Annotated in this window: 20 protein-coding genes and 1 pseudogene; 9 read left to right on the top strand and 12 right to left on the bottom strand. The window is 72.6% G+C overall.

Going from position 1 to position 25,745, the window contains the following annotated elements:
* Positions 1–2: 2 nt before the first annotated feature.
* From NW895_RS16985 to NW895_RS16960, 6 genes and pseudogenes are all read left to right on the top strand, one after another.
* Positions 3–2,942 carry a hypothetical protein gene (locus tag NW895_RS16985; protein ID WP_289936394.1) on the top strand — a complete coding sequence of 980 codons (2,940 nt, stop codon included), beginning with the start codon at positions 3–5 and terminating at the stop codon, positions 2,940–2,942.
* 228 nt (positions 2,943–3,170) lie between these two features.
* Complete coding sequence (locus NW895_RS16980; RefSeq protein ID WP_289936393.1) at positions 3,171–3,833, top strand: DedA family protein; 663 nt, start codon at positions 3,171–3,173, stop codon at positions 3,831–3,833.
* A 65-nt stretch (positions 3,834–3,898) separates the two neighbouring features.
* On the top strand, positions 3,899–5,107 hold the full coding sequence (locus NW895_RS16975; protein WP_289936392.1) for a sensor histidine kinase: 1,209 nt from the start codon (positions 3,899–3,901) through the stop codon (positions 5,105–5,107).
* The gene (locus tag NW895_RS16970; RefSeq protein WP_289936391.1) at positions 5,098–5,742 is read left to right on the top strand and encodes a response regulator transcription factor; all 645 of its coding nucleotides are present in this window, start codon (positions 5,098–5,100) and stop codon (positions 5,740–5,742) included. The genes NW895_RS16975 and NW895_RS16970 overlap by 10 nt, the downstream gene beginning before the upstream one ends.
* A gap of 343 nt (positions 5,743–6,085) precedes the next feature.
* Positions 6,086–6,994, top strand: coding sequence for a dienelactone hydrolase family protein (locus NW895_RS16965; RefSeq protein ID WP_289936390.1), 909 nt, complete (start codon positions 6,086–6,088; stop codon positions 6,992–6,994).
* A gap of 78 nt (positions 6,995–7,072) precedes the next feature.
* Positions 7,073–7,168, top strand: a pseudogene (locus tag NW895_RS16960) (hypothetical protein); the annotation flags it as partial.
* A gap of 275 nt (positions 7,169–7,443) precedes the next feature.
* Here the strand turns inward: NW895_RS16960 and NW895_RS16955 are convergent.
* The 8 genes from NW895_RS16955 to NW895_RS16920 form a co-directional block, all read right to left on the bottom strand.
* Positions 7,444–8,382 carry a LysR substrate-binding domain-containing protein gene (locus tag NW895_RS16955; protein WP_289936389.1) on the bottom strand — a complete coding sequence of 313 codons (939 nt, stop codon included), beginning with the start codon at positions 8,380–8,382 and terminating at the stop codon, positions 7,444–7,446.
* A gap of 56 nt (positions 8,383–8,438) precedes the next feature.
* The gene (locus NW895_RS16950) at positions 8,439–10,160 is read right to left on the bottom strand and encodes an FUSC family protein (protein ID WP_289936388.1); all 1,722 of its coding nucleotides are present in this window, start codon (positions 10,158–10,160) and stop codon (positions 8,439–8,441) included.
* Positions 10,161–10,187: 27 nt separating this feature from the next.
* Complete coding sequence (locus NW895_RS16945; RefSeq protein WP_289936387.1) at positions 10,188–11,237, bottom strand: AEC family transporter; 1,050 nt, start codon at positions 11,235–11,237, stop codon at positions 10,188–10,190.
* A gap of 122 nt (positions 11,238–11,359) precedes the next feature.
* Entirely contained in the window at positions 11,360–13,063 is a 1,704-nt protein-coding gene (locus tag NW895_RS16940; RefSeq protein WP_289936386.1) for an NAD-dependent malic enzyme, read from the bottom strand.
* A 187-nt stretch (positions 13,064–13,250) separates the two neighbouring features.
* Positions 13,251–14,210 (bottom strand): PDR/VanB family oxidoreductase, encoded by a 960-nt coding sequence (locus NW895_RS16935; protein WP_289936385.1) that lies wholly within the window; start codon positions 14,208–14,210, stop codon positions 13,251–13,253.
* A gap of 34 nt (positions 14,211–14,244) precedes the next feature.
* On the bottom strand, positions 14,245–15,441 hold the full coding sequence (locus NW895_RS16930) for an acetyl-CoA C-acyltransferase (protein WP_289936384.1): 1,197 nt from the start codon (positions 15,439–15,441) through the stop codon (positions 14,245–14,247).
* Positions 15,442–15,471: 30 nt separating this feature from the next.
* Positions 15,472–16,068, bottom strand: coding sequence for a histidine phosphatase family protein (locus NW895_RS16925; protein ID WP_289936383.1), 597 nt, complete (start codon positions 16,066–16,068; stop codon positions 15,472–15,474).
* Positions 16,069–16,093: 25 nt separating this feature from the next.
* On the bottom strand, positions 16,094–17,629 hold the full coding sequence (locus NW895_RS16920; protein WP_289936382.1) for an AMP-binding protein: 1,536 nt from the start codon (positions 17,627–17,629) through the stop codon (positions 16,094–16,096).
* Positions 17,630–17,823: 194 nt separating this feature from the next.
* On the opposite strand from NW895_RS16920, the gene NW895_RS16915 reads away from it, so the two are divergent.
* Genes NW895_RS16915 through NW895_RS16905 form a run of 3 tightly spaced genes read left to right on the top strand, consistent with a single transcriptional unit; the run spans position 17,824 to position 20,653 of the window.
* A complete protein-coding gene (locus tag NW895_RS16915; RefSeq protein WP_289936381.1) occupies positions 17,824–19,077 on the top strand; it encodes an acyl-CoA dehydrogenase family protein in 1,254 nt (417 codons plus the stop codon).
* Between the two features lie 16 nt (positions 19,078–19,093).
* The gene (locus tag NW895_RS16910; RefSeq protein ID WP_289936380.1) at positions 19,094–19,858 is read left to right on the top strand and encodes an SDR family oxidoreductase; all 765 of its coding nucleotides are present in this window, start codon (positions 19,094–19,096) and stop codon (positions 19,856–19,858) included.
* A gap of 3 nt (positions 19,859–19,861) precedes the next feature.
* The gene (locus NW895_RS16905) at positions 19,862–20,653 is read left to right on the top strand and encodes a ThuA domain-containing protein (RefSeq protein ID WP_289936379.1); all 792 of its coding nucleotides are present in this window, start codon (positions 19,862–19,864) and stop codon (positions 20,651–20,653) included.
* Here NW895_RS16905 and NW895_RS16900 read toward each other — a convergent pair.
* From NW895_RS16900 to NW895_RS16885, 4 genes are read right to left on the bottom strand one after another with little or no spacing between them, the layout of a single operon-like run.
* On the bottom strand, positions 20,619–21,662 hold the full coding sequence (locus NW895_RS16900) for an NAD(P)-dependent alcohol dehydrogenase (RefSeq protein ID WP_289936378.1): 1,044 nt from the start codon (positions 21,660–21,662) through the stop codon (positions 20,619–20,621). The genes NW895_RS16905 and NW895_RS16900 overlap by 35 nt on opposite strands.
* A gap of 1 nt (position 21,663) precedes the next feature.
* Positions 21,664–22,788 carry an ABC transporter permease gene (locus NW895_RS16895; RefSeq protein ID WP_289936377.1) on the bottom strand — a complete coding sequence of 375 codons (1,125 nt, stop codon included), beginning with the start codon at positions 22,786–22,788 and terminating at the stop codon, positions 21,664–21,666.
* Positions 22,785–24,275 carry a sugar ABC transporter ATP-binding protein gene (locus NW895_RS16890; protein WP_289936376.1) on the bottom strand — a complete coding sequence of 497 codons (1,491 nt, stop codon included), beginning with the start codon at positions 24,273–24,275 and terminating at the stop codon, positions 22,785–22,787. Before NW895_RS16890 ends, NW895_RS16895 begins: the two co-directional genes overlap by 4 nt.
* Positions 24,276–24,331: 56 nt before the next feature.
* Entirely contained in the window at positions 24,332–25,474 is a 1,143-nt protein-coding gene (locus NW895_RS16885; RefSeq protein WP_289936375.1) for a substrate-binding domain-containing protein, read from the bottom strand.
* Between the last annotated feature and the right edge of the window lie 271 nt (positions 25,475–25,745).

The raw sequence follows: 25,745 nt of genomic DNA, 5'->3' as shown, positions 1-25,745 counted from the left end.
CGATGCCCACCGCACCCCATCCCCAGAGCACGGACGAGCTGTACCAGGCGCTCCAGGAGAACGACCGGCGCCCCTACGGCCGCACCCGCACCGTCACCGCCGAGGAACTCGTCGACGCCGCCGAGCAGTTCGCGGAGCCCCTCCCGCTCGTCCACGCGCTCCTCGAACTCCAGGAGGCGTACACGTACGGCTCCGAACCCCGGAAGTCGCCCGTCGTCTTCGCCCGCCTGCTCACCCTCTTCGACGAGCAGCCCGACGTCTTCGACGACCGCCTGCGCCACCTGCTGTTCTGGCGGTTCAAGTGGGTGGCCCACGCGCTGCGCCAGCTTCCCGAGATGCCGCTGACCAGCCTGCGCCAGTGGCTGACGGAGATGCGCGACCGCTACGAGAAGGCCGGCCTCGGCCTCCAGCCCTACTACGGCCAGGCCTACCAGCTCGCGGCCCACGTAGGTGAGGACACCACCCTCGCCTACGAGCTGTGGGCCGGCCGCACCCGTACCCGGCTCAGCGACTGCGAGGCCTGCGAGATCTGCCAGCGCGCCCGCCACCACCTCAGGGCGGGCGACGACGAGCGGGCGCTGCGCATCTGGGAGCCCGTGCTGGCCGGGAAGGAATCCTGCCAGGAGGAGCCCGCCCGCTCCTTCTCGTACGCGCTGCTGCCCCTGCTGCGTACCGACCGCACCGACCGGGCCCGCGAACTGCACCTCGCCGGATACCGCGGCTGCCGACGCAACCCCTCGATGTCCGGGGAGGTCGGCCGGCACCTGGAGTTCTGCGCGCTGACCGGCAACGAGGCACGCGGCCTGGAACTGCTCGCCGAGAACCGGAACCTGTTCGACGAGGTCGACTCGCCGCTGGACCAGCTCGACTTCCTCACCGGCGTGGAGGTCCTCCTCCAGCGCGTCGAGCTCCTCGGCCACGGCGAACTGCCCGCCGCCGGATACGCGGGCCGCACCTGGACGGTGGCCGGCCTGCGCGCCGAGGTGCGCGGCCGCGCCGACGACCTCGCCGCCCGCTTCGACGCCCGCAACGGAACGACGGCCCACACCGACCGCCGCAGGGCCCGCCTCGACCGAGCCCCGCTCCTGGACGCGCTGGAACTCACCCTGCGCACCCGCCACCTCGACGACGTGGCCCCGGCCGCCCCGGTCACGGCACCCGCAGGCCGTACGGCCGGCACCGTCCCCGACGAACTGCCCGAACTCATCCTCCGGGCGAGGAAGGCGGAGGAGCAGGGCCACCCGGACGCACAGGTCTGCTGGGCGCGGCTGCGGACACTCGTCGCCGCCCGCGACTACGCCCACCCCGACGACCCGGCCGTCGGCTCCCTCGTCCAGCTGCGCGCCGACCTGCTGGCCGACGAGGCGGGCCGGGCGGGCGAGAGGGACGAGTACGCCGACTCCGTCGCCCTCCACGAGGAGGCCGCGGCCCTGTACGACGACGCCGGCCTGCCGGGCCACGCGGCGCTCGCCCGCGCCTACGCCCTGCTCGCCGCCGCCGAGATCCCCGCGGAGGGCGCGGACGGGCCCGAGGCGAAGGCCGCCGCGCTGACCGCCGCCCACGCGTCCCTCGTCCGCCTGCAGGAGGAGACGCCCGGCCTCGCTGCCTACCAGGAGGCCCGCCTGCTGCGGCTGCGGGTGACCGCGCTCGCCCTGCGCCTGCAGACCTCGGGCAGCGAGGAGCACGTCGCGCCGGTCTTCGCCGAAGTGGACCTGCTGCACGCGTTCGCCACCCGCCACGACATCGCCGGGCAGATCTCCGGCGCCCTGCTGCTGCGGGCCAGCACGTACGCCATCTCCGGCGACCTGCCCGCCGCGGTCACCGAGATCGACGCACTCCTCGACCGGCTGACGGCACACGGTCCCACCTGGCACCTGCCCCGCACCCTCGGACTGCGCGGCCGGCTCCGACTCGGCCTCCGGGACGCGCAGGCAGCGTACGCGGACCTCACCGAGGGCCTGCGACGGGCCGCCGACTGGCCGGCCGACACGATCGACACCACCCGCCTCCACGGTGACCTGGCCGAGGCCTGCATGCACCTGGGCCGCCCCGAGGAGGCACTGCGGCACCTGACGCGCTCGGCGGAGGTGCATCTTCGCCGGGGCAGCCGGATCGACGCGTTCTGCACCTACAGCAACGCGGCCCAGCTCAGTCTCGACCTGGGCCGCGTCGAGGACTGCATCGCCCTGCTCGACTCCCTGCTGGCCGAACCGGACGCCGCCGCCGGAGAGCTGGACGACCGGCTCATCGCCCAGCTGCGCCTGACCCGCGCCCGCGCGCTGCACGCGGGGGAGGATCTGAAGGCCGCCACGGCGGAGTTCGTCGCCCTCGCGGCCGAGTCGGCGGGCTGGGACGACGACCCGGGCAGCCACGCCATGATCGCCGCGGAGACGGCCGTACTCCTCGGCGAGTCCGGCGAGTTCGGCCGGGCCCGTGCGGCCGCGGACCAGGCGATCGCCGCGCACGCCCGGGCCCCGCGCTACGAGCAGCTCAGCAACTGCCTGCGCGAACTCGCCCGCGTCCAGGCCCAGAAGCAGGGTCCCGACGGCCTGGCCGACGCCCTCGCCTACCTGGCCGACGCCGGCCGTATCGCCGACGAGGCCCGCGCTGCCGCATACGAGGCCCACGGCCGCTCCCTGGACACGGCACTCGCCTACGAACACGGGCGGGTCAACGCCTACGCCGGCGAGTACGAGGACGCACTGGCCGCGCTGGAGAAGGCCCTCGCTCTGCTCGGCGAGCCGGGACCGGAGGACGACCGTGCCGGCGAGTGGGCCGAGTGCGTCCGCCTCGCGGGTGCCGTGGAGGGCATCTACCTGGAACGCCCCGGCCCCGCCCTCACCCGTCTCGACGCGGCGGTCTCCCACCTGACCGCCCTGGGTCACACCGAGGAGATCGAACCGCTGACCTCCCTGGTGGCCCGTCTGCGCGACGAGGAGTGACGCGCGGGCCGTGGTGCCGGGGCGGCAGCCCGCCCCGGCACCACGGCGCCGCCAGACGCGCGACACCGTGCGTTCCGCAGGGGTGCGGTTTTCCGCAGGGTGTCCGGTGCGGACCACCGCACCGGACTTGACGGCAATCCGCATACCGCCGCTGAGCTGCGGTTTCTAGCTTGGAGGTCAGTCGGGGCCCCGGCCCCGGGCGACTGACCCGCCAGCTTGGAGACTCGTATGCACCTCATGTCCTTGGCCCTGCCGCAGGAACCCGCCGACGGCATCGGGGGCTGGGCCGCCGATCTCGTCGACACCCTGGGCGGTCCCGGAGCCGGCCTGGCCACCGCGCTGGAGAACCTCTTCCCGCCGCTGCCGAGCGAGGTGATCCTGCCGCTGACCGGGTTCGCCGCCGGGCAGGGAGTTCTCACCCTGGCCTCGGCACTGTTCTGGACCACGCTCGGCTCGGTGGCGGGAGCCGTGGTCCTCTACTGGATCGGCAGGCTCTTCGGCCGTGAACGCATGCACGCGATCTGGGCGAAGCTGCCGCTGGTGAAGGCTTCCGACCTGGAGCGCACGGAGCGGTGGTTCGCGAAGCACGGCACCAAGGCGGTCTTCCTCGGCCGCATGGTGCCGATCTTCCGCAGCCTCGTCTCCGTCCCCGCAGGGGTGGAGCGCATGCCCCTGGCCGTGTTCGTCATGCTGACCACGCTCGGCAGCCTGATCTGGAACTCCGTCCTGGTGCTGGCCGGTTACTGGCTGGGCGACCAGTGGGAGCTGGTGGAGACCTACGTCGGGATCCTCTCCAAAGCGGTGCTGGTCCTGGTGGTCGCCGCCCTTGCGGCCTACGTGGCCGTACGGCTGCGCGGCCGCAACCAGGCCCGGCACCGCCGCACTTCATGACCCGCGACAGGCACTCTCAGCGATCTTGCTGCGGCGATCAGGCCGCGTCAGTAGGCTCAGCCCTTGTGCAGGGGGACTCCGCAGGCATCACCGCCCATGACCCGCCGGGCCGGTGGGGCCAGGGCGACGCCGCGGCGATCCGGCCGACCTCCTTGCCGCGCCGGAGCGTCGGTACGCTTCTCGGCTGCGTCACGGCCTTGCTCGACTCCCTCTACTTCCTCGTCGTGGGCACCGCTCTCGGCCCCTTCCTGCTGTGGCCGCTCACCCGCACCAGTGCCCTCGGCATCCTCATGACCGGAGCCCGTCGGCTGACGGCCCTGGAGCGGCTCCGCCGGGCCGTCTTCTTCGGTGACCGCTTCCCCGAGCACTACACGGCGTCCGAGCAGAAGATCCTTCGCTATCTGGCGGTCCGCAGCTACACAGGACTGCTGTGCGGCGTCGTCCTCGGACTGCTGGGCTTCGGCATCGTCCTGGCAGGGCTGCTCGTGAGGGGAATGGCCCAGGGGACCCTCCGCTGGGACGAGTTGCTGACGCAGGTGCTGCTCGGCGGTGTGCTGCTCTTCCTCGACGTCCAGGGGCTCCACTCACTCACCACCCTGGACAGGCACATCGCCCGCGAGTGTTTCGGCCCCTCCGAACGAGAACTGCTGCAGCGCCGCATCCATGAACTGGCCACCAGCCGGGCGGCGATCGTGCGGGCGGTGGACACCGAACGCCGGCGCATCGAGCGGGACCTCCACGACGGGATCCAGCAGCGCCTGGTGGCACTGGGCATGCTGCTCGGCCGGGCACGCAGGGGACGCCACCCTGAGCGAGCAGACGCCCTGTTGCGCCAGGCGCATCAGGAGTCGCAGGACATCCTCGCGGAACTGCGCGAAGTGGCCTGGCGGATCTATCCGTCGGCGCTGGACAGCCTGGGGCTTGAGGAGGCACTGGGCGGGGTGTCCGAGCGGTGCGGCATCCTCGTCCGTACGGAGTTCGACGTCGATGGGCCGCTGCCGCAACCGGTGCAGACCGCCGCGTACTTCGTGGTGTCGGAGTCCGTGAACAACGCGGCCAAGCACTCCCGGGCCACGGCCGTCTCCGTGCGGGTCGCGCTCCGCGGTCGGGTGCTCTCGGTACAGGTCCGGGACAACGGCGAGGGCGGGGCGAATCCTGCGGGCAGCGGGCTGAGCGGACTGCGCAGCCGGGTGGCCGCGCTCGATGGCGTCCTGCGCGTCGACAGCCCCGAAGGGGGACCCACCACCATTACCGCGGAGCTGCCATGCGCCTGATGATCGCCGAGGACTCGACCCTGCTGCGCGAGGGGCTGGTCCGGCTCCTGGTCGAGGAGGGACACGAGGTCCTGGGCGCGTTCGGCGACGCCGGTCCCCTGCTGGAGGAGATGGCGTCGCGGCGACCCGACGCCGTCGTCCTCGACATCCGGATGCCTCCGACACACACCGACGAGGGACTGCGTGCGGCCCTGGAGATCCGTGAGCGGTGGCCGGAGGTCGGCGTACTGGTGCTGTCCCAGCACATCGAGCGCAACTATGCGGCGCAGCTGCTGGCCGGGGGCGCGGAACGCGTGGGGTATCTCCTCAAGGACCGCGTCGCCCAGGTCGAGGAGTTCCTCGACGCCTTGGAGCGCGTCCAGGCGGGCGGCGCCGCCATCGATCCAGAGGTGGTGCGGCAACTGGTCATCCGCACGACGAACGGAGATCCGCTGACCCGCCTCACGCCCCGCGAACGCAATGTCCTCGAGACTCTGGCCCAGGGGCACACCAACACGGCCATCGCGCAGAAACTGCACATCTCGCTGAGCGCGGTGGAGAAGCACCTCAACATGATCTTCGACAAGCTGGAGCTGTCGCACACCACCGGTTACAGCCGGCGGATCCTGGCGGTCCTGAGGTATCTGGAGTCGTAGAGCGCCGCGGGTCTCATCGTGCTGCCCCGCACGCCAGGACAGCCCCGCGGTCAAGAATTCTGTCGGACTCTGGTGTTCGCCCCTGTTGTTCGCCCCTGTTCGGATCCGTGACTTTCTCCGCGCCCAGTGATTGACAGGTCAAGTGCCCCACGGCGAGACTTCCTGATGCACCTTCATGGCTGACTTGGGAACGATCACAGTCGGCTGACCACCGATGCTCACCCGCCATCCCACGCGCTACTGGGAGCGCGCACAACACTCCTGGGGGTGCCTTCCTCGGGCATGCCTCGCTCTCCGGGCGTTCGTGTGGTGGTCGTCGTCGCGCCAAAGGAGGTTCGTCGTCGTGCCAGAGGAACACACGCAACCACCCCCGGGTGGGCCTGTGCGGCGCATCGTCGCCGTGGTCACGGTCGTCCTCGCGACGCTCATGGCCATCGTGGCGGGAGTTCCGGCGTCCGCAGCCGAGAACCCGTACCAGCGGGGGCCGGACCCGACCCTGGCGAGTGTCGCGGCCACCCGCGGAACGTTCGCCACCGCGCAGCAGAGTGTGCCGCCGGGGAACGGTTTCAACGGCGGGATGATCTACTACCCGACCGACACCAGCCTGGGGACGTGGGGTGCGGTCGCGATCGTGCCCGGCTACACCGCGCGGTTCGCCGACGAGGAGGCGTGGATGGGGCACTGGCTGGCCTCGTTCGGGTTCGTGGTGATCGGCATCGAGACCAACAGCCGTAACGACTTCGACACGGCCAGGGGGACGCAGTTGCTGGCCGGGCTGGACTACCTCACCCAGAAGAGTCCGGTACGGAACCGGGTCGATCCCGGCCGGCTGTCGGTGGTGGGCCACTCCATGGGCGGTGGCGGGGCGTTGGTCGCGGCCGAGCGGCGGCCGTCGTTGAAGGCCGCCGTGGGACTCACACCGTTCAAGCCGTCCGGAAACCTCGTCGGCGACCGGGTACCGACCATGATCATGGGTGGCACCAAGGACACCACGGTCACCCCGTCCTACCTGGACGGCCTGTACACCACCCTGCCGACCGCGACAGAGAACGCGTACCTGCAGCTCACCGGGGCCGGTCACCTCTTCCCCACCAAGCCCAACTCCCTTGAGATGCGGATCCTGATCCCCTGGCTCAAGACATTCGTGGACAACGACACCCGGTACACCAAGTTCCTGTGCCCCACACTGGCCGACCCCACCGGCGTCTCGACGTACCGCAGTACGTGCCCTTACGCACCGGCGAACAAGTAGGCGTCGTCGCTGCGTACCTTCGTCAACCCCTCCAGCGACCAATGCCGCCCCGTCGGCAGTGTCTCCAACCCGGCGCAGATGACCGGGCTGCTCAACGCGGCGTACACGCAGGTGAAGGCGGTGTCGCCGAACTCGACGGTGTGCATCCACCTGGCCCGGCCGCAGAAGTACGACGTGATGACGACGTTCTCCAGCCGCTTCGCCGCGAGCGGCGGCAAGTGGGACGTGTCGGTGTTCTCCTCGGATCGGGGCCCGTGGGCGCCTTCTTCTGCAACGACCGCACCCACTTCGAAACCTACGGTGCGCGGCGGATCGCCGGGCTCGTCGCCGGCAGAACCTTCCGCTCGCCGGGTATCTCAGGCAGCACCCGGCACCGTGTGCGGTTCGACCGCTTCTCGGGCCGTGGCGGAGGGCGCCCGGCCGCTGGGCGCCCTGACGGGGCATCGGCGTCAGGCCCGTGAGGCCGCTCGCGCAGCCGCGGGTGCGGAGGCCGACTCCATGGCGTGGTCGAGGAAGCGCCGGGCGATCGGCGGCACGGCACGTGAGCTCAGCCAGGCGATGCCGATGTCCCGGGCACCGCGTACATCAGTGATCTCCAGGTAGCGGATCGGGGCGTCCAGGGTCGCCGTCGTGTCCGGCGACGACGGGATCAGGGACACCCCCAGGCCGGCGGCGACCAGGCCGCGCAAGGTCTCCACCTCCTCGCCCTCGAAGCCGACGAGCGGGACGAAACCGGCCTCGCGGCACAGCGTCTCGGTGATGTCCCGCAGCCCGTATCCGGGCTTGAGCAGGATGAACCGCTCCTCGGCCACCTCGGCCAGCCGGATCCGGTGGCGCCGGGCCAGCCGGTGCCGGGCGGGGACGGCCAACCGTAGTGGCTCCACCAGGAGGCGCCGCCAGGTGATCAGCGGGTGGCCGGGCTCGCTGCTGGTGATGATCAGGTCCGCGGTGGCGTCGAGGAGGTGCCGGGTCAGTCCGGCCTCGCCGTCCTGGTGCAACTCGAACCGGGCCTGCGGGAACGACTGCCTGAAGTCCGTGACGAGTCTGGGCACCAGCCAGGTGCCGAGCGTGTGCAGGAAGGCCAGCGACACCACGCCCGCATCGGGGTCCACCACCTCGGCCACGGCTCGCCGGCCCCGGTCGTAGTTGTCGAGCGTCGCGTCGACGTACTCCTTGAACACCCGTCCCGCAGGGGTGAGGCGCAATCCACGCCCCACCCGCTGGAAGAGTTCCGCGCCGACCTCGTCCTCAAGCCGCTTCAGGGCCCGCGACAGGGCGGGCTGGGTGATACGGGCGTCCGCCGCGGCGTCGGTCACCGTCGTTCCCTCCGCGACGGCCTGGAAGGAGCGCAGCACCTGAAGGTCCATACGGCCATTCTCCTCCCTCATGGACCAGAGAGGATCCAGGCGACAGCGGTATGGGTCCCGGCCGTGCGGCAGCGCGGTCAGGTGCGGGCGGCAGGTCCGGGCTCGCCCGCCACCACCTGCGCGGTCACCCTGTCGCAGAGCCGCTCGGCCGCCGTGATCGCGGCCTCCCAGTCGGGCAGCGACCGGCCGGGCCGTGCCGGTTCGCCGCGGGCGTGAGCGACGGCCCGACGCGCCTCGGCCAGCTGGTGGTAGGCGGCACGGCGCAGCGACTGCCGGTGGACCGGGCCCGCTTCCGGGGCGACGTCGCGGTAGCGCCGGGCGGCGGCGACGGCGGCCTCGGTCTGCGCCTCGGCCCGGTGCGCCGCGGAGTCGGGCCACACCGCGAAGTGCGCGACGAGCACCAGCGCGGAGGCCAGAGCGGTGTCCAGGATGCGTGTGCCGTACAACGCCCGATGGTCACCGAGCAGGTCGACGAGCACGAACACGACCGCGGTCAGGCCCGTGGTGGCGAGCGCGTAGTGATGGCGCACGCCTACGGCCATCAGCGCGCCGAAGACCGCCACCACGCCGATCAGCGGGTAGGCGCCGGTCGCCGCCAGGGACACCGCGCCGATGGCGGCCACGCCGACGACCGTGCCGACGCAGCGGTGCAGCGCCCGGGTGAACAGCGGGCCGAAGTCGGGCTTGTACACGAAGGCCACCGTCATGGGGAGCCAGTAACCGCGAGGGCCGTGCAGAGCCTCGGCGAGCAGGTGGGCGACGAGCACACAGCCTGCCAGCAGGGTGGCGTAGCGCAGGTGCGCCGTCCGTCCGGGCCATGAGTGCGCCGGCAGGTGCAGCGTCGGGTCGGCGGGGTCCGGTTCGTCGTCGACGGCAGCGCACAGGTCGGCCAGGGCGCGCCTGCCCGGCGAGTCCGCGTCGCCCGCCGGCACCGCATGCTCCGCCGGAACAGGAGCCGGGACGCGTCCCGGCAGCAGGCGCTCGGCCAGGTGCAGCGGTACGCCGGTCAGGGCGGGCGGGAGCGGGCGGGCCTCCCACACCATCGCCGTCACGGCCTCACCCAGCCGTACGGCGCAGTGGAACGCCCGTACCAGCTCCCGGACCTCCGCCTGCTGCCGCTGCCGTGCGCGCGGGGCGAGGTGCGGGGCCATCACCTCGTGGGCGTGGTTGAGGGCCAGCGTCATCCGGCGGCGGGCCTCCTCGGCGTCCTGGGTGCCGGCGGCGGCCAGCGCCTCGCCCGCCCTCCGGTAGACGGCGAGTACGGCGGCCCGCTCGACGTGGTGCCGGCGCCAGAGCCACGGGGCGGCGGACAGCACGAGGACGAGGGCGACACCGGCGAGCAGGGCCAGCGGCGGCTGCCACCACGGCCCCGGCACGGGGATGCCGGCGCCGATCGTGACGCCGAGGAGCAGGTGCATGCCCGACACGGAGGCGATCCGCCCCCGCAGGCTGACGGTGCCCGCCACCAGCGCGGCCGCCACCAGGCACGCCGTCACGGCCGTCGGCTCCCCGCTGCGCAGGGCGAGTTCACCGGCGAGCAGGCCGAGCGCGCTGGACACGCCGGTCCAGCCCAGCCGCCGTACCCGTGTCCGGTAGGGATCGGAGCCGTCCTGGCTCACGCCCCACAGGGCGCCGATCGCGGCGATCACGGACGGCACCACCCACCCGGTGCGCAGCCCGACGAACAGCGGCAGCGCGAGGGCGACGGCACCCCGCGCCGCCGCTGCGAGGGGGAGCGGTACGGCGGTGGAACGCGGCCACCGTATGCGGGAGGGGCGCGCGTCTGCTGCTGGTGCCATGCGGCCGTGTCCTTTCGTTTGCCGGAGTCAGCCGACCAGCTCGATGAGGAGCGGCAGGGTGACGAAGGAGCGGAGCAGGCTCAGTACGACAGCGGAGCCGATGGTCCGTACATCGGTCGTCGAGCCGTGACGGGCGGCGAACATCAGCGGGACGGGGGAGACGGGGAACGCGACGATCAGCGCGGCCTGGGCGGCGTCTGCCGCGGAGGCCACCGCCAGACCCACACCGTAGACGAGCAGCGGCAGGACGACGACGCTGGTGAGGGAGACCGCCCACACCGCGGGGGTCAGCGTCGGGCGGCCGATGCGGGACACGGAGACGCCGACATACAGCAGCGCGGCGGCCGACGAGGCCCCGGCGAGCAGGGTCAGCGAGGCGTCGGCGACCTCGGGCAGGCCGACCCCGCTGACCGACAGGACCAGGCCCAGGACCGGGCCCCAGCAGAAGGGCTCACGCAGCGCGTGCCCGACCGTGCGCAGGACGGAGGGGCGGTCCTCGGGCGACGATGCCTCGGCGGGGGCCGGCGCGGCACCTTCCGTCGGCGCTCCGCCGGTCGTCACCAGGGCCGGCCGCCGTACCGCGGCGACGGAGGCGGCCGTCCGGGACGCCTGGTGTTCCGGCATGCCGAGCAGGATCAGGACGAGCGGGTCGAGGACGACGTTGACGAGGACGCCCGCCACGGCGATCGGCACGGCGGCCTCCGCGGCGCCGAACAGGCCCCCCAGGATGGACGTGCCCATGAAGGCGTACTGCGGCTGGACGCACGCCAGCGCGAACAGGGCCGCCCGCCGGAGCGGGCGGCGGGCGGCGAGGCGCAGGACGCCGAGCAGGACGGCGTACACCCCGAGCAGCCCGAACGCGAGAAGCCCCACCAAGGGCAGTTGCTCGACCAGCACCTGCCGCGGTGTCTGCCAGATGCTCAGCAACAGGGCCGCCGGAAGGGCGAGTTGCATGGTCAGCTCACGCAGCGCCTGCGCCCCGCCGGCGTCGAAGAGCGCACGGCGGCCGGTGGCGTAACCGACGGCGATGACGAGGAAGACCGGCACCACGACGGTGAAGATCTCGGCGAAAGACATGACTGCGTAAATCCTTCGAACAAGGGGGTTCGGCCGCGCGGTCCGGTGACGGCAGGGCACAGTGCCAGACGCTGACGGTCGTTGACTCCTGCGAGAGGGGCTGGTCCGCGGACCGGTGTCCGTCAGACGGCCTCGATCGGCGGGTACTCCGGCTGCCACATGGCCGCGCGGACGCGCTCCTCGATGGTGTCGTCGACGGGCTCCCGTGCGACGCCGTCCTCGGCGGCGGCGCGGGCCACGGCCACGGCCACCGCCGCGGAGGTGTCGCGCAGGCGGTCGATCAGGGGCAGTACGGGAGCGCCGGGCGCTGTGGCGTCGGTCTGTTCCGCGACGGCGCGGGCCGCGGCGACGAGCATGCCGTCGGTGACGCGCTCGGCCCGGACGACGACGGCGCCCAGCCCCAGGCCGGGGAAGACCAGCGCGTTGTTGGCCTGCCCGATGTGGTGGGTGACGCCGTCGGCCTCCACCGGGTCGAACGGGCTGCCGGTGGCGATCAGGGCCCGGCCGCCGGTCCAGGCGAGCAGGTCGGCGGGGACGGCCTCGGCCAGCCGGGTGGGGTTGGACAGGGGCAGGATGATCGGGCGCTCGGTGTGCGCGGCCATGGTGCGGACGATGTCCTCGGTGAACGCCCCGCCCTGTCCGGAGGCGCCGATCAGGACGCTCGGGCGCACCCGGTCGACGACCTCGGCCAGCGGGATGCCGCCGAGGGCTTCGTCGTGCCGCCAGCCGGCGACCTCGGCGGCGCGACGGACGTAGCGCGCCTGGAAGTCACGCAGTCCCTGCTGGCCCTCGGTGAGCAGGCCGTGGCGGTCGACGGCCCAGATGCGGTCGGTGGCCTCCTGCGGCGTCAGCCCGTCGGCGATCAGCGCGTCGCGGAGCTGGTCGGCGATCCCGATGCCGGCCGTGCCGGCGCCGAAGAGCACGACGCGGTGCTCCCGGAGCGGGACACCGGTGGCGCGCACGCCGGAGAGCACGGCGGCCAGATTGACCGCGCCGGTGCCCTGGATGTCGTCGTTGAAGGTGAAGGCCTTCTCGCGGTAACGGTCCAGGATGCGGCGGGCGTTGGCCGGGCCGAAGTCCTCCCAGTGCAGCAGGGCGTTGGGAAACAGCTCCCTGGCCGTGGCGACGTACGCGTCGATGAAGGCGTCGTAGCTCTCCCGGTCCACGCGCGGGTGCCGGTTGCCCAGGTACAGCGGATCGTCCAGCAGTTCCTGCCGGTTGGTGCCGACGTCCAGCATCACCGCCAGGGTGCGCGCCGGGTCGACGCCGGCCGCGGCGGTGTAGACGGCGAGCTTGCCCACCGCGATGTCGATGCCGCCCACTCCCCAGTCGCCGATGCCGAGGATCGCCTCGCCGTCGGTCGCCACGATCAGGTCGACGTCGTCGGCGCCCAGCCCGGACGCGCGCAGGGAGCGCTCGATGTCCTCCGGCGCGTCGACCGACAGATACACGCCGCGCGGGCGGCGGTACTCGTAGCTGTAGCGCTCGATCGCGGTGCCGACGGTCGGGGTGTACACGATCGGCAGCATCTCGGCGAGGTGGTCGCCGAGCAGCCGGTGGAACAGCACCTCGTTACGGTCGCGCAGCGCCGTCAGATAGACGTTCTTGGCGAGGTCGTCGGGCTGCGAACGGAACTGCGCGTAGGCGCGGGCCGCCTGCTGGTCCTGCGTCAGCACCTGCGGCGGCACCAGGCCCACCAGCCCGAGATCCCGCCGTTCCTGCCGGGTGAAGGCGGTGCCCCGGTTCAGACGCGGGTTGTTGAGTACGGCATGTGCGCGGGCGGTCGTCCGGATGTGTCCGTCGGTGGCGCTCCAGTGGATGCCCATGACTACTCCTACGCGGTCGGGAACGGGGACATCCACCAGGCTGGGAGACCACGGATGCATGCGTCCAATGCCTGGTATTCAGGGAATCCATAACCTGACCGCATTCGACCGTCTGAACTGCGGTTCCGCCTGCCATGGCCGTCCGTCCGTCAGAGCAACTGTGACGGACGTCGCCCGGCGGCACACATCACAGGTCGAGGACCAGGCGTGGCCCGCATGAGCGTGAGACGCAGATGAGCATGGTGTCGCCGGCCGCCCTCTCGTCCTCGCTCAGCAGTGAGTCCCGGTGGTCGGGCGTGCCGTCGAGCACGTCGGTCTCGCAGGTGCCACAGGTGCCCTCCTGGCAGGAGAAGTCCACCGGAACTCCTGCCTCCATGACGACCTGCAGCACTGAACGGTCGGGCGGCACGGTGAGGGTGAGGCCGGCACGGGCGAGCACCACGTCGAAGGTCTCGGCGGGCCCGGGCCCGGCCGACCGCACCGGGGCGAACCGCTCCACCCCCAGCGTGCCGGGCGCCCAGGCGGCGCAGCGCTCCTGCACCGCCTGCAGCAGGGGTTCGGGGCCGCAGGCGTGCACCAGGGTGCCTTCCTCGGGGGTGCCGAGGAAGGCGGCGAGGTCCAGCAGGCCGTACTCGTCCTGGGGCCGGATCAGGACGCGTTCCCCGAAGGGCGCCAGACGGTCCAGGAACGCCATGGACGTGCGGGTCCGGCCGCCGTACAGCAAGCGCCAGTCCGCGCCCGCGGCCTGGGCAGCCTCGACCATGGGCAGGATGGGCGTGATGCCGACGCCGCCCGCGACGAACAGGTGACGTGCCGCCGGGCGCAGCGGAAAGGTGTTCCGCGGCCCCCGCACCAGCACTTTGCTGCCCTCCGCGAGGTGCTGGTGGACGTACGCCGAGCCGCCGCGGCCACGCGGTTCGCGCAGCACGGCTATCTGCCAGACGTCTCGTGCGGCGGGGCTCCCGCACAGCGAGTACTGGCGGATCAGGCCGCCGTCCAGGAGCAGGTCGATGTGCGCGCCGGGGGTCCAGGAGGGCAGCGGATCACCGTCGGGGCGGCGCAGGATCAGGGAGACGACACCGTCGGCGGCGGGGATGCGGGCCGCGACGACGAGGGTCTCCTCGTGCGGGGGCTGGTGGTCGGTCATGGCGGGCAACCTGAATCTCGTACGGGGGCCGGGGTCAGACGTGTGGCGGTACGTGCAACAACAGCGCGTCGCCCTGGCCGCCGCCTCCGCACAGGGCCGCCGCCCCGGTGCCGCCGCCACGCCGGCGCAGCTCCGTGGCGAGCGTCAGGACCAGCCGGGCACCGGTCATGCCGACCGGATGCCCCAGGGCGATGGCCCCGCCGTTGACGTTCACCTTGTCCAGCGGGACGTCGAGGTCCCGCACGGAGGCCAGGGCCACCCCGGCGAACGCCTCGTTGATCTCGAACAGGTCCAGGTCGGCGGCCTTGAGGCGGCCGTCCCTGGCCAGGGCGTCACGGACCGCGGCGGCCGGCTGGACGAGCAGCGAGGGGTCGGGGCCCGCGACGGTGCCGTAGGCGCCGATCTCCGCGAGCGGGGTGAGGCCCTCCCGCTCGGCGCGTGCCGCGCTCATCACGATGACGGCCGCGGCGCCGTCGGACAGCTGTGAGGAGTTGCCCGCCGTGATGGTGCCCTCGCCGTCGCCGGAGAAGGCGGGCCGCAGCCGTCCGAGGCTCTCGGCGGTGCTGTCCGGCCGTACGCCCTCGTCGGTGTCGACGACCGTCTCGCCCCGGCGTCCGGGCACCGTGACCGGGGCGATCTCCTCGGCCGACGCGCCCGACTCCTGAGCGCGCGAGGCCCGTTGGTGCGACAGCGCGCTGAACTCGTCCTGCTCCTCGCGGGTCAGGCCGTACGGCTGCTGGTGGCGCTCGGTGGCCGCGCCCATGGAGACGCCGTCGAAGGCACACACGAGCGCGTCCCGGTCGAGGGCGTCCTCGGCGGTGGCCGAGCCGTACTTCCAGCCGCCACGTGTGCCGCGCAGCAGGTGCGGGGCGCCCGACATGGACTCCATGCCGCCCGCGACGACCACCTCGTGGCGCCCGGAGGCGACCATGAGGTCGGCCAGGGCGATGGCGTGCAGACCGGACAGGCACAGTTTGTTGACGGTGCTCGCCGGGACGGCGAACGGGATGCCCGCGCGTACGGCCGCCTGCCGAGCCGTGTTCGGACCGGCCCCGGCCTGGACGACGTGGCCCATGACGACGGCTTCCACGGCGGCCGGGTCCAGCCGTACGGAGGACAGGGCGGCGCCGATGGCGTGCGCGCCGAGGCCGGCGGCGGACAGGGTGCTCAGGGCGCCCATCAGTTTCCCGATGGGTGTTCTGGCTCCGGCGACGATGACGGATCCGGGCACGGCCGGGACCTCCTGGGTGCGGGGGCGGGGTCAGGCGACAGCGTGCTCGGCGACGAGGTGGGCGGTCTCGTTCACCGAATGCGGGACGATCCGTCCGCCCGGCATCCGCCGGACCCGGCTGACCGAGGTGTAGCCGGGATGGAACCAGAACATGCGGGGCAGGCCGAGCACCGTCGCCAGATATGTGTTGGTGATGCCGCCGTGGCACACGGCCGCGATCCGCTCGCCGGGGTGGGCGGCCAGCATGGTCTCCATGGCCCGCAGCGCCCGGGCCCGGAAGGCGTCCCGGTCCAGGTCCGGCACGAAGTCCTCGTACCGTCCCTCGGCGAGCGCCACCGACCGGGGGTCGTCGGCGTTGATCTGCTCCGGCGGCGTGTAGGGCTGCGAGACGTCGGTGTCCCACTCACGCAGGTCGTCCAGCACCGTGGCGGTCAGGCCGGTGAGCCGTTCCAGGGGCGCCGCCGTCTCCCGGGCACGCCGGAACGGGCTGACGTACAGGGCGTCGATGTCCTCGCGCGCGAGCCAGGCGGCGAGCCGCTCGGCCTGCGCGGCGCCCTCCGGTGACAGGCCGGGGTCGTACACCCCGGCCACGGGGAGGCCATGCCGGATGAGGAGGAGTTCGGTCATGAGGATCCTTCGCGGTGGGACCGGCTCAGCCGGCGATGGTGCGCTCGGAGCGCCAGTAGGGGCGGCGCATCGCGCGTTTGTCGAGCTTGCCCATGGCGTTGCGCGGGAGTTCGGCGACGAACTCGTACGACTTGGGACACTTGTAGGCGGCCAGCCTCTCGCGGCAGAACCGGTCCAGTTCCTCGGCCGGCGGCTCGCCCCCGGCGGCCACGACGAGCGCTCGCGGCGCCTCCCCGAAGTCCGGGTCGGGCACACCGATGACGGCGACCTCGGCGACCGCGGGGTGCAGCCGCAGCACCGCCTCGCTCTCCGCCGGGTACAGGTTGACCCCGCCGGAGACCACGACGTCCGCGGCCCGGTCGGTGATGAAGAGATAGCCGTCCGCGTCCACGTAGCCGATGTCGCCGAGGGTGAAGACGCCGGGGGAGAGGTAGGCGGACTTCGTCTTGTCCGGGTCGGCGTGGTAGCGCACGCCCCGGCCTTCGGGGGCGCGGAAGGCCAGCAGGCCGAGTTCGCCGGGCGGCAGCGGGGTGCCGTCGTCGTCGGTCACCAGCACTTCGAAAGGGGGCTGGACACGGCCGACCGAACCCGGGTGCCGCAGCCACTCGGTGCTGTCGATGCGGGCGAGGGTGCCCGCCTCGCTGGCACCGTAGGACTCGGTGAGCACCGGGCCGAACCAGTCGATCATGGCGCGTTTGACGTCCGGCGGGCATGCGGACCCGGTGTGCGAGACCTGGAGCAGGCTGGAGACGTCGTACCGGGCGCGCAGCTCCCCGGGCAGGGCGAGCAGACGCTGGAAGTGGGTGGGCACCATCACGGTGGAGGTGACCCGCCACTCCTCGACCCGGCGCAGGAACGCCTCCGGGTCGTACCTGCCGAGGATCACCACCGGCTGACCGGCCGCCAGGTGCCGGAGCGAGGTCAGCGGGCCGTTGTGCTGGAGCGGGCCGCACACCAGGTGGGGGCCCGGCGGGAAGCCGGGCCGGGCGGCCAGTTCGGCCAGGTAGGCGGCGCTGTCGGCGACCGGGCCGCTCACCCAGCGCACCTCGGTGCCGCGCGCCCGGCCGGTGGTTCCCGAGGTGTAGACGAGGAGGGGCCGCGCGGGCCGGTCCGCCGGCGCGGCGGTGGCGGGCGCCGCGCCCAGCCACAGGTCCCAGTCGAAGGCGTGTCCGGCCGGCTCGGTGCCGTGTGTCACGACGGGCAGGCCGAGTTCGCGGGCCGCTTCCACGGCGACACCCGCGCCGACCGGTCCGGCGACGATCCCGGTCGCACCGGCGTCGACGAGCTGGTCGACGAGTTCGCCGACCCGCAGCTGACGGGACGTGGCCACCGTCCCCACTCCCGCGCGCAGCCCGGCCAGATGGGCCACGAGCGTGGGGATCGCGTTGTCGCCGAGGACGGCGACGCGGTGGCCGGGGCCGGGCGCGAACTCCAGCAGCCGCGCGGCCGCCCGCTCGACCTGGTCGGCGAGCCCGGACCAGGACAGCACACCCCGGTCGTCCACCAGGGCGGGCTCGTGGGGTGTCTCCTGGGCGCGGCGGTCGAGTGGTGGAAGGGACATGGCTCCTCCGGCGGCTCCTCGGTCTTCCCCTGCGTCCGTGGGGAGACGATGCGGAGACTGTAGCGTTTATCAAGAAAGTGCGGAACACTCTGATCGGAGCCGATGCTGTCCGCACCTGCTCGATGGCCGAGCGCGGACTCTTTCCTTCCCGCGTTACTGCAACTGTCATCTGGTAAGTGCCTCAAGGAGGAGCCATGTCCAAGCCGGATGTGGGCCAGCCGGACATGGACGCCTGGCGCGCAGCGGCCAGGCAGTGGCTGGCCACCGTGCTCGAACCGGGCCGGGCGCCGCAGTCCACCTCGCGAGCAGCCGGTCTCGCCGTCTTCCACAACCTCCCCGACGACGAGGAACGCCTGCTGCTGGAGCGCTGCCGCGCCTATCAGCGCGCCCGCTTCGACGCCGGTTACCAGGCCCTGACCCTCCCCACCGACAAGGGCGGTGCGGGCCTGAGCGCCGCCCACGCGGCGGCCTTCGCCCAGGAGGAGTCCGCCTTCGCGGTGCCGCCGTCGACCGAGCTGATCAGCGTCACCGTGCGGCTGGTCGCGATGGCCGTGTCTCTGTTCGGAACGGCCGAGCAGCGCGACACCTACGCCCGCGCGTTCCTGCGCACCGACCTGCTGGCCTGTCAGCTCTTCAGCGAGCCCGGCGCCGGATCCGACCTCGCCGCGCTGCGCACCCGCGCCAGGCAGGAGGGCGAGGAGTGGATGGTCGACGGCCAGAAGGTGTGGACCTCGGGAGCCCAGTTCGCCGACTACGGGCTGCTGCTGGCCCGCACCGACCCGGCCGTCGTCAAGCAGGCCGGCATCACCGCCTTCCTGGTCCCGATGGACGCCCCCGGCGTGGAGATCCGCCCCATCCGCCAGATGAGCGGTGGGGCCTCCTTCAACGAGGTGTTCCTCGAAGGAGTCCGTGTCCCGGACGCGCTGCGGATCGGGTGCCCCGGGCAGGGATGGGAGGTCGCCACCGCCACCCTCGCCTTCGAACGGACCGCCTCCGGTGGCGGCAACCGGCGCAAGGGCGGCACCTTCGCCGATGTCCTCGCCCTCGCGCGCTCCCTCGGCCGCACCCGGGACCCCCTCGTCCGCCAGCGCCTCGCCGACCTGTACGTCCGGTCCGAGCTGCGTGCGGCCACCGTGGACCGGGTCGCCCGGGCGAGCGCGGCCGGCGGCCGGCCGGGGCCGGAGGCGTCGCTGACCAAGCTCATGGCCTCCGACCTGCTCACCCGCACCGGGCAGGTGGCGGCCGACCTCATGGGCGCCCGGATCAGCGCCGACACCGGGGAGCCGGACACCTTCGCCTGGACGCAGCACCTGCTCGGTGCCCCCGGCTACCGGCTGGCCGGAGGCACCGACCAGATCCAGCGCAACCTGATCGGCGAACGCGTCCTGGGACTGCCCGGTGAGCCGCGTACCGACCGGGTGCCGTTCTCCGAACTGCCCCATGACTGACCGAGGAGCGTGACCGATGGACACAGGACTGACAGGCGCGAAGGCGCTGGTGACCGGCGCCAGCCGGGGTATCGGCCGGGCGGTCGCCGAGGCGCTGGCCGCCGAGGGCTGCACGCTGGCGCTGTGCGCGCGGGGCGAGGAGGCGCTGGCGAAGACCGCCGCCGAACTGCGCGCCGACGGAACGACCGTCCACGCAGAACCGGTCGACGTCACCGACCCGGCCGCCCTCGCGGCCTTCGTGCAGCGGTCGGCGGACGAACTCGGCGGCCTGGACCTGCTGGTGTCCAACGTCTCGGCGGGCAACGTGAAGGGGCCGCAATCCTGGGAGGCCAGCCTGCGCGGTGACCTGGTGCCGTTCGCGGGACTGGTCGAGGCGGCCCTGCCCCACCTGGAGGCCTCCGACCGGGCCGCCGTGGTGGCCATCGGCACGACCAACGCCTCCGACACCGCTCGCCCCGCCGGAGCCAACTCCTACTCCGCCCTGAAGGCGGCCGTCGTCCAGCACGCCTCAGCTCTCGCCCACGCCCTGGCCCCGAAGGGCATCCGGGTCAACACCGTCTCGCCCGGCCCCATCGACTTCCCCGGCGGCGCCTGGGAGACGATCCGCACCGCCCGCCCGGAGGTCTACGAGGAGGTGCTGGCCAAGCTGCCGATCGGCCGCTACGGCACCCCGGAGGACGTGGCGAACGCGGTCACGTTCCTGCTCGGCCGCACCGGCTCCTTCTGTGTCGGTGTCAACCTCGTGGTGGACGGCGGGCTGCTGACCCGCGTCCAGTACTGAGCCGTGGCGGGCCCGGCCGGCCGCCTGGACGCCGTACTCGTCTGCGGCGGCAGATGGCACGACATCGACTTCGCACGGCTGCGACTGCTGGAACTGCTCGCGGACCAGCCGCGGATCCGCACCCGGGTGTACGAGGACTACGACTGCCTGCCCGCACTGGAGGCCGCCGACCTGCTGGTCACGTACACCTGCGACGTACGCCCGGACACCGGGCAGCGCAAGGCGCTCGCGCACTTCGTCGAGCGGGGCGGGTACTGGCTCGCCCTGCACGGCACCAACTCCGTGATCGAGCCACCTACCCCGGGCGGGCCACGGCTCTTCACGACCCCGCGGCTCCTCGGTGAGCTGGCCGGGGTGCTCGGCAGCCAGTTCGTGGCCCACCCGCCGATCGAGCCGTACGAGGTGCGGGTGACCCGGCCGGACCATCCGCTGGTCGCCGGGGTCGAGCCGTTCACGGTCACCGACGAGCTGTACGTCTGCGAGCTGCACGGAGACCTGGACGTCCTGCTGCACGCCGAGTACACCGGGCCCTGCCGCGGTTTCGCCGAGGGCGACACGGCGGCACTCGACCACGCTCCCCGTCCGGTGCTGTACCTGAAGCGGCACGGGCGGGGCGAGGTCTGCTACTTCACCCTCGGCCACTGCCGGGGCCGGTACGACACACAGGACCTCGGCGTGGCCGACACCGGGCGCGTGGACCGGGGGCCCTGGGACGCGCCGGCGTTCCGTACGGTCCTCGGGCGCTGCGTGGAGCGGGCGGTCAGCCGTGCGGCAGCACGACCGCCCGGCCGGTGATCTCCCCTGCGTGCAGGCGCTCGTACGCCAGGGGCGCCTCCTCCAGGGAGAACGTCTCGACGTGGCAGGAGACCAGCCCCTGCCGGGCGAGTTCGACGACGTCGAAGAGCTCCGGCACGCTCCCCCAGTAGGGAGCGCAGGCGGAGACCTCGAACGGCAGACCGCCGCCGAAGCCGACCGCGAGGGTGCCGCCGCCGATGCCGACGACGGTCACGTCGCCCCCCGTCGCCACCGAGGCGGCGGCGACCGCCAGGGTCGCCTCCACACCCACGAAGTCCAGGACCGCCTGCGCCCCTACGCCGCCGGTCAGTGCCCGGACCCGCGTCGCCGCCCCGCTGTCGGACAGCAGGGTCTCGTGCGCGCCGACGGTGCCGGCCAGTTCCAGCTTCTCCTTGTTCACGTCGAGGGCGATCACCCGGGCCGGGGTCAGTGCGCGCAGCAGCTGGACGGTGAGATGACCGAGGCCCCCGACGCCGATCACCACCGCCGTGCTGCCCGGCACCAGCTTGGGCAGGGATCTGCTCAGCGCGTGGTACGGCGTCAGTCCCGCGTCGGTGAGCGGGGCCGCCTGCACCGGGTCGAGCCCGTTCAGTGGCACCAGGTGGCGGGGTGAGTCCACCAGCATGTACTCGGCGAGGGCGCCGGGGGAGCCGAGACCGGGCGGCATGATGCCGAGCGCGGGGGCGTGCGGGCAGCAGTTCTCCCTGCCCTCGGCGCAGACGCGGCAGCGGCCGCAGCCCCATGGCCCGTACACCGCCACCTCGTCGCCCTCGGCCACCCCACCGGCGCCGCGGCCCAGGGCGGCGACGGTGCCGACGCCCTCATGGCCGAGCGTCAGCGGCAGCGGATAGGGGAACTGCTCCGCGGGCCAGCCCATGACCGCGAGGTCGGAGTGGCACAGTCCGGCTGCCGTCACCTTCAGCAGCACCTGGCCAGGGCCGGGCTCGGGCACGGGAATCTCGACGACCTCGGGCGCACGGCCCACGGTCAGGTACTGGACGGCCTTCATGTCATACCTCCTTGTCGGAGACGGGTACCACGGCGGCCCCCGCCGCGGCGGCGGGGCGCGCCCTCCGGCGGCGCAGTGCGGCGGGCAGGGAGATCCGCCCGCCTGTCAGGACCAGCGCGACGATGAGGACCGAGCCGGTGAACAGGCTCGTGGCCCACGGCGCGCTGGTGGCGAGCCCGAGTCCGGTGACGCCGGTGCCGAGCAGCAGCACCGCGATCACCGTGCCCCAGGCGTTGAAGCGGCCCGCACGCAGCTGGGTGGCGCCGACGAAGGCCGCCGCGTAGGCCGACAGCAGGTGGGGTGTGCCCGCGGTCGGGGATCCGGACCCGACGGATGAGGCGAAGACGACTCCGGCGAATCCGGACAGCAGCGCGGACGTCACCAGCGTCATGAACCGCAGCCGCCCGGTACGCACCCCCTGGAGGCGTGCCGCGTTCTCGTTGAAGCCGGTCGCGTACAGCCGGCGTCCGGTGGCGGTGTGCTCCAGCAGGTACCAAACGGCCAGCGCGGCGAGGAGCAGATACAGCACCGGCAGGGTGATGCCGCCCGCCTCCAGCTGGGCGATGCCGGCGAACGGTCTGGCGAGCAGCCGCACGCCGGTGATGGAGCTGTCGTCGGTCACCATGGTGATGAGGGACTGGATCAGCGCGCCGGTGGCGAGCGTGGCGATGAACGAGTCGACGCGCAGGACCACCACCACGATCCCGTTGACCAGCCCGACCAGCAGGGCGGCAGCCATGGCCGACGCGATCGCGGCGCCCGGACCGAGGCCCGAGGCGACCAGGAAGTGGGCGGTCAGCACACTGGTGAGCGACATGGTGTAGGCGACCGACAGGTCGAAGACCCGTGCGGCCAGCGGAGGGACGACGCTCAGTGCCACCAGCCCGGCCACGGCGTTGCCGTTCAGGACCTGCTTGACGGTGGTGAGGGTCGGGAACGTCTCCGGCGCCCACAGGGAGAAGATCGCGACGATGAGCAGCCAGACGTGGACGGCGCCGATGTTCCGGAACGACAGGGCGGTTGCCACCCGCCGGACCAGTGCGAGGGGTGCGTCCGCGTCGGGCGCCGCGGACCCGTCCGGTTCGGCCGGCCGGTGATCCGCCGCGCGGATCGGGGTGGAGGTCATGTCGCTGAGGTTCCTTCCATGGCGTGGACGAGCGCGGGCTCGGTGATGTCCCGGCCGCTGATCTCCTCTGCGACGCGGCCGTCCCGTACGACCAGGACGCGGGTGCACAGCGCGAGCAGGTCCTGCGTGTCGGAGGAGGACACCATCACGCCCATTCCGTCGGCCGCCTGACGCAGGATCAGCTCGTACAGCTGCAGCCGGGTGGCGATGTCGACGCCCGCGGTCGGTTCGCACAGCGCCAGCACGGGTGGCCGCCGGGCCAGGCAGCGGGCCATGACGACCTTCTGCTGGTTGCCGCCGCTGAGCGTGGTGATCCGGGCGCCGGGTCCGGCCGTGCGCACCTGCACGCGCCGGACCCACTGCTCGGCGAGCGCGTTCTCCCGTCCCCGGTGCAGCAGGCCGACGCGGGCGCGGAGCCGGTCGAGCAGGGGCAGGGTGAGGTTCTCCGCGACGGAGAACTCACCGACCAGGCCTTCGCGCGCGCGGTCGGCGGGCACCAGGGCAATGCCGAGTCCCCGGGCGTTGCGTACGTCGGCCCATCGCACGGAGCGTTCGGGCAGCCGCACCCTGCCGCGCACCGGTCCGCTCCACGCCCCGCTCACCGCGTACGGCACCGCCGCGTGGCCGGAGCCGACCAGGCCGGTGATGCCGAGCCGTTCGCCCCGGGCGAGATCGAAGGAGACTCCACGCAGCGGACCGGCCCACAGGTCGCGGACCTCCAGCGCGGCCTCACCGACGGCGGGGGAGGACGGCTGCGGCCGGTGGCCGGTCTCCACCTCGCGGCCCGCCATCAGCTCGGCCAGTGACCTGGGGGTGAGCTCGGCGACCGGGCGGGTGGCGATCCGGCGTCCGCCGCGCAGTACGGTGACCCGGTCGGCGAGGGCGAAGATCTCGTCCATCCGGTGTGACACGTACAGCACGCTCGCGCCGGCCGCGCGGACCTCCCGCACGATGTCGAAGAGCCTGGCCACCTCCCCCGGCGGGAGTACGGCCGTCGGCTCGTCGAGCACCAGGACGCCACGTCGGCCCTCCCAGCCCTGCAACGCGGCGGCGATCGCCACCACCGCGCGCTGGACGGGCGTGGCCAGGGCCAGCGGCCGGCGCGCGTCGATGCCGAGACCGAAGCGTTCCACCAGTGCTCCGGTGCGACGCTCCATCTCCGGCCAGTGAATGTTGCCGAACGCCGTACGGGCGAAACCATGGCTGAGCGCGAGGTTGTCCGTGGCGCTCAACTCCTCCACCAGCCCGAGTTCCTGGTGGACGAAGCGCAGCCGGTCGTGCCGCGACCCGGTGACCTGCCCCAGGCCGAACGGCTCGCCGTCGAGCTCGGCGAACGCTCCCGGCTCGGCGTGGTGGTATCCGGCGAGGACCTTGATGAGGGTGGACTTGCCGGAACCGTTGGGACCGATCAGGGCGTGGATCTCGCCGGGGGCGATCTCCAGGTCCACGTCCTTCAGCGCCTGGGTCCCGCCGAATCGCTTGGACAACCGGGACACCTTCAGTACCGGCCGCACTGTCTCGTCCCGCTGGTGGGCCGTCCCCGTCACCTCAGGCCCCACAGCGCCTTGAACTGCGCGTCGTAGTCCTTGACCAGCGGGAAGTCACCGTCCGTGGACGGGAGGTTGTCCTTGGTGATCAGCATGTTGGGCAGCACCGCCTTCTGGTCCACGCCCATGGACTGACCGGTGAAGTGGCGGGCCAGGGCGTCGACCTGGATCCAGGCGGTCTCGTACTGGTTCAGCGCCATCGCGGCGTCGGTGAGGCCGCTCGCGATGTACTGGTAGTTCTGCGCGTCACCGACGTTGACGACGATGTGCTTCCCGGTGATGCCCGCGGTCTTCAGCGCGGCCGGGACACCCACGTTGAGCAGACCCAGCGAGAAGACGACGTGCGTCACCTTCGGGTGCGATCTCAGGTACGACACGACCCGGTCCGGCATGTCCTTGCCGATCGCGGTGATCGGCACGTCGACGGTGTCCAGCCGGCAACCCGCGCACCACTTCCGGTACTTGGCCTCGAACCCCACCCTGACGGGCTTCAGGATGGTGTAGGCGGGCAGGTCGAAGTAGACGGTGTCGGCCTTCGCGCCGCTGTTCGACACGACCCAGGAGGCGATCATCTCGCCCTGGACGCCCACGTCGTCAGGGCCGTTCTTCAGCAGGGATATGCCGTCGCCCACCACGTCGTCGGCGTTCGACTGGATGACGGGGATGTGCGCTGCCTTCAGTCGCGCCAGCTGCTTGGCGTAGACGGCGCGGGGGAAGCCCGAGGCCACCACCGCGTCCGGCTTGTCACGCACGGCCTGCTCCCAGGCGGCCTGCACGGACTCGGGCGTGCCCTGCGTGGCGATCGTCCTGACCTTCCAGCCGAGTTCCCGGGCAGCGGCGGTGAAGCGGTCGGCGAGGTCCTTGCAGGACTGGACGCCGCACAGGATGAAGTCGATCGTCCTGCCCTTGGGAATGTCCTTGCCCACCGCCTCGGTGACGGGGATGTGTGCCGGGCGCTCGGAGTACTTCTGCGCCGCTGCCCGGGCCGCGGCCAGCCCGGGGGAGTCGGAGACCGCCGCCTGCGACGAGCCGGCGGCGGGAGTGGCACCCCCGCCGCACGCGGCCAGGGCGAGCAGGGCGGTGACGGGGAGGATCGCGGTCAGCGCACGGCGGACCGCGCGGACAGGTCTGCAACTCATCGTTGAGCACTCCTGTGAGGTGGCGCGAGGAACGTGGAGGGGCCCGGCCGCGCCCCGGGCGCAAGAAACTTATGAGGGACTACAGTCCTGAGTGCGTCGGAGTGTGGCACGCCGCCATCGGCTTGGGGAGAGGGTGGCCGCGAGAAATTCAAGGCCTGACAGGTGAATCTCTCAGGGCTCCCGGGTGATACGCCGTCCGGTGCCCTTGCGGCTGTTGCTCCGGTGCGCGCTGCCTAACTACACTCGTTCTATAGTTTCTGCCGGAGGAGAG

Source organism: Streptomyces sp. S.PNR 29, from assembly GCF_030386795.1.
In the GTDB taxonomy this organism is placed as follows: domain Bacteria; phylum Actinomycetota; class Actinomycetes; order Streptomycetales; family Streptomycetaceae; genus Streptomyces.
Note: the sequence above shows the minus strand (reverse complement) of the source record. Positions and strands in the feature narration are given on the sequence as shown.

What these genes read in the sequence shown, in the direction of transcription:
- NW895_RS16985 (WP_289936394.1), top strand. Translation starts at nt 3, where the DNA reads ATGCCCACCGCACCCCATCCCCAGAGCACGGACGAGCTGTACCAGGCG.
- NW895_RS16980 (WP_289936393.1), top strand. Translation starts at nt 3,171, where the DNA reads ATGCACCTCATGTCCTTGGCCCTGCCGCAGGAACCCGCCGACGGCATC.
- NW895_RS16970 (WP_289936391.1), top strand. Translation starts at nt 5,098, where the DNA reads ATGCGCCTGATGATCGCCGAGGACTCGACCCTGCTGCGCGAGGGGCTG.
- NW895_RS16955 (WP_289936389.1), bottom strand. Translation starts at nt 8,382, where the DNA reads ATGAGGGAGGAGAATGGCCGTATGGACCTTCAGGTGCTGCGCTCCTTC.
- NW895_RS16950 (WP_289936388.1), bottom strand. Translation starts at nt 10,160, where the DNA reads ATGGCACCAGCAGCAGACGCGCGCCCCTCCCGCATACGGTGGCCGCGT.
- NW895_RS16945 (WP_289936387.1), bottom strand. Translation starts at nt 11,237, where the DNA reads ATGTCTTTCGCCGAGATCTTCACCGTCGTGGTGCCGGTCTTCCTCGTC.
- NW895_RS16940 (WP_289936386.1), bottom strand. Translation starts at nt 13,063, where the DNA reads ATGGGCATCCACTGGAGCGCCACCGACGGACACATCCGGACGACCGCC.
- NW895_RS16935 (WP_289936385.1), bottom strand. Translation starts at nt 14,210, where the DNA reads ATGACCGACCACCAGCCCCCGCACGAGGAGACCCTCGTCGTCGCGGCC.
- NW895_RS16925 (WP_289936383.1), bottom strand. Translation starts at nt 16,068, where the DNA reads ATGACCGAACTCCTCCTCATCCGGCATGGCCTCCCCGTGGCCGGGGTG.
- NW895_RS16920 (WP_289936382.1), bottom strand. Translation starts at nt 17,629, where the DNA reads ATGTCCCTTCCACCACTCGACCGCCGCGCCCAGGAGACACCCCACGAG.
- NW895_RS16915 (WP_289936381.1), top strand. Translation starts at nt 17,824, where the DNA reads ATGTCCAAGCCGGATGTGGGCCAGCCGGACATGGACGCCTGGCGCGCA.
- NW895_RS16910 (WP_289936380.1), top strand. Translation starts at nt 19,094, where the DNA reads ATGGACACAGGACTGACAGGCGCGAAGGCGCTGGTGACCGGCGCCAGC.
- NW895_RS16900 (WP_289936378.1), bottom strand. Translation starts at nt 21,662, where the DNA reads ATGAAGGCCGTCCAGTACCTGACCGTGGGCCGTGCGCCCGAGGTCGTC.
- NW895_RS16895 (WP_289936377.1), bottom strand. Translation starts at nt 22,788, where the DNA reads ATGACCTCCACCCCGATCCGCGCGGCGGATCACCGGCCGGCCGAACCG.
- NW895_RS16885 (WP_289936375.1), bottom strand. Translation starts at nt 25,474, where the DNA reads ATGAGTTGCAGACCTGTCCGCGCGGTCCGCCGTGCGCTGACCGCGATC.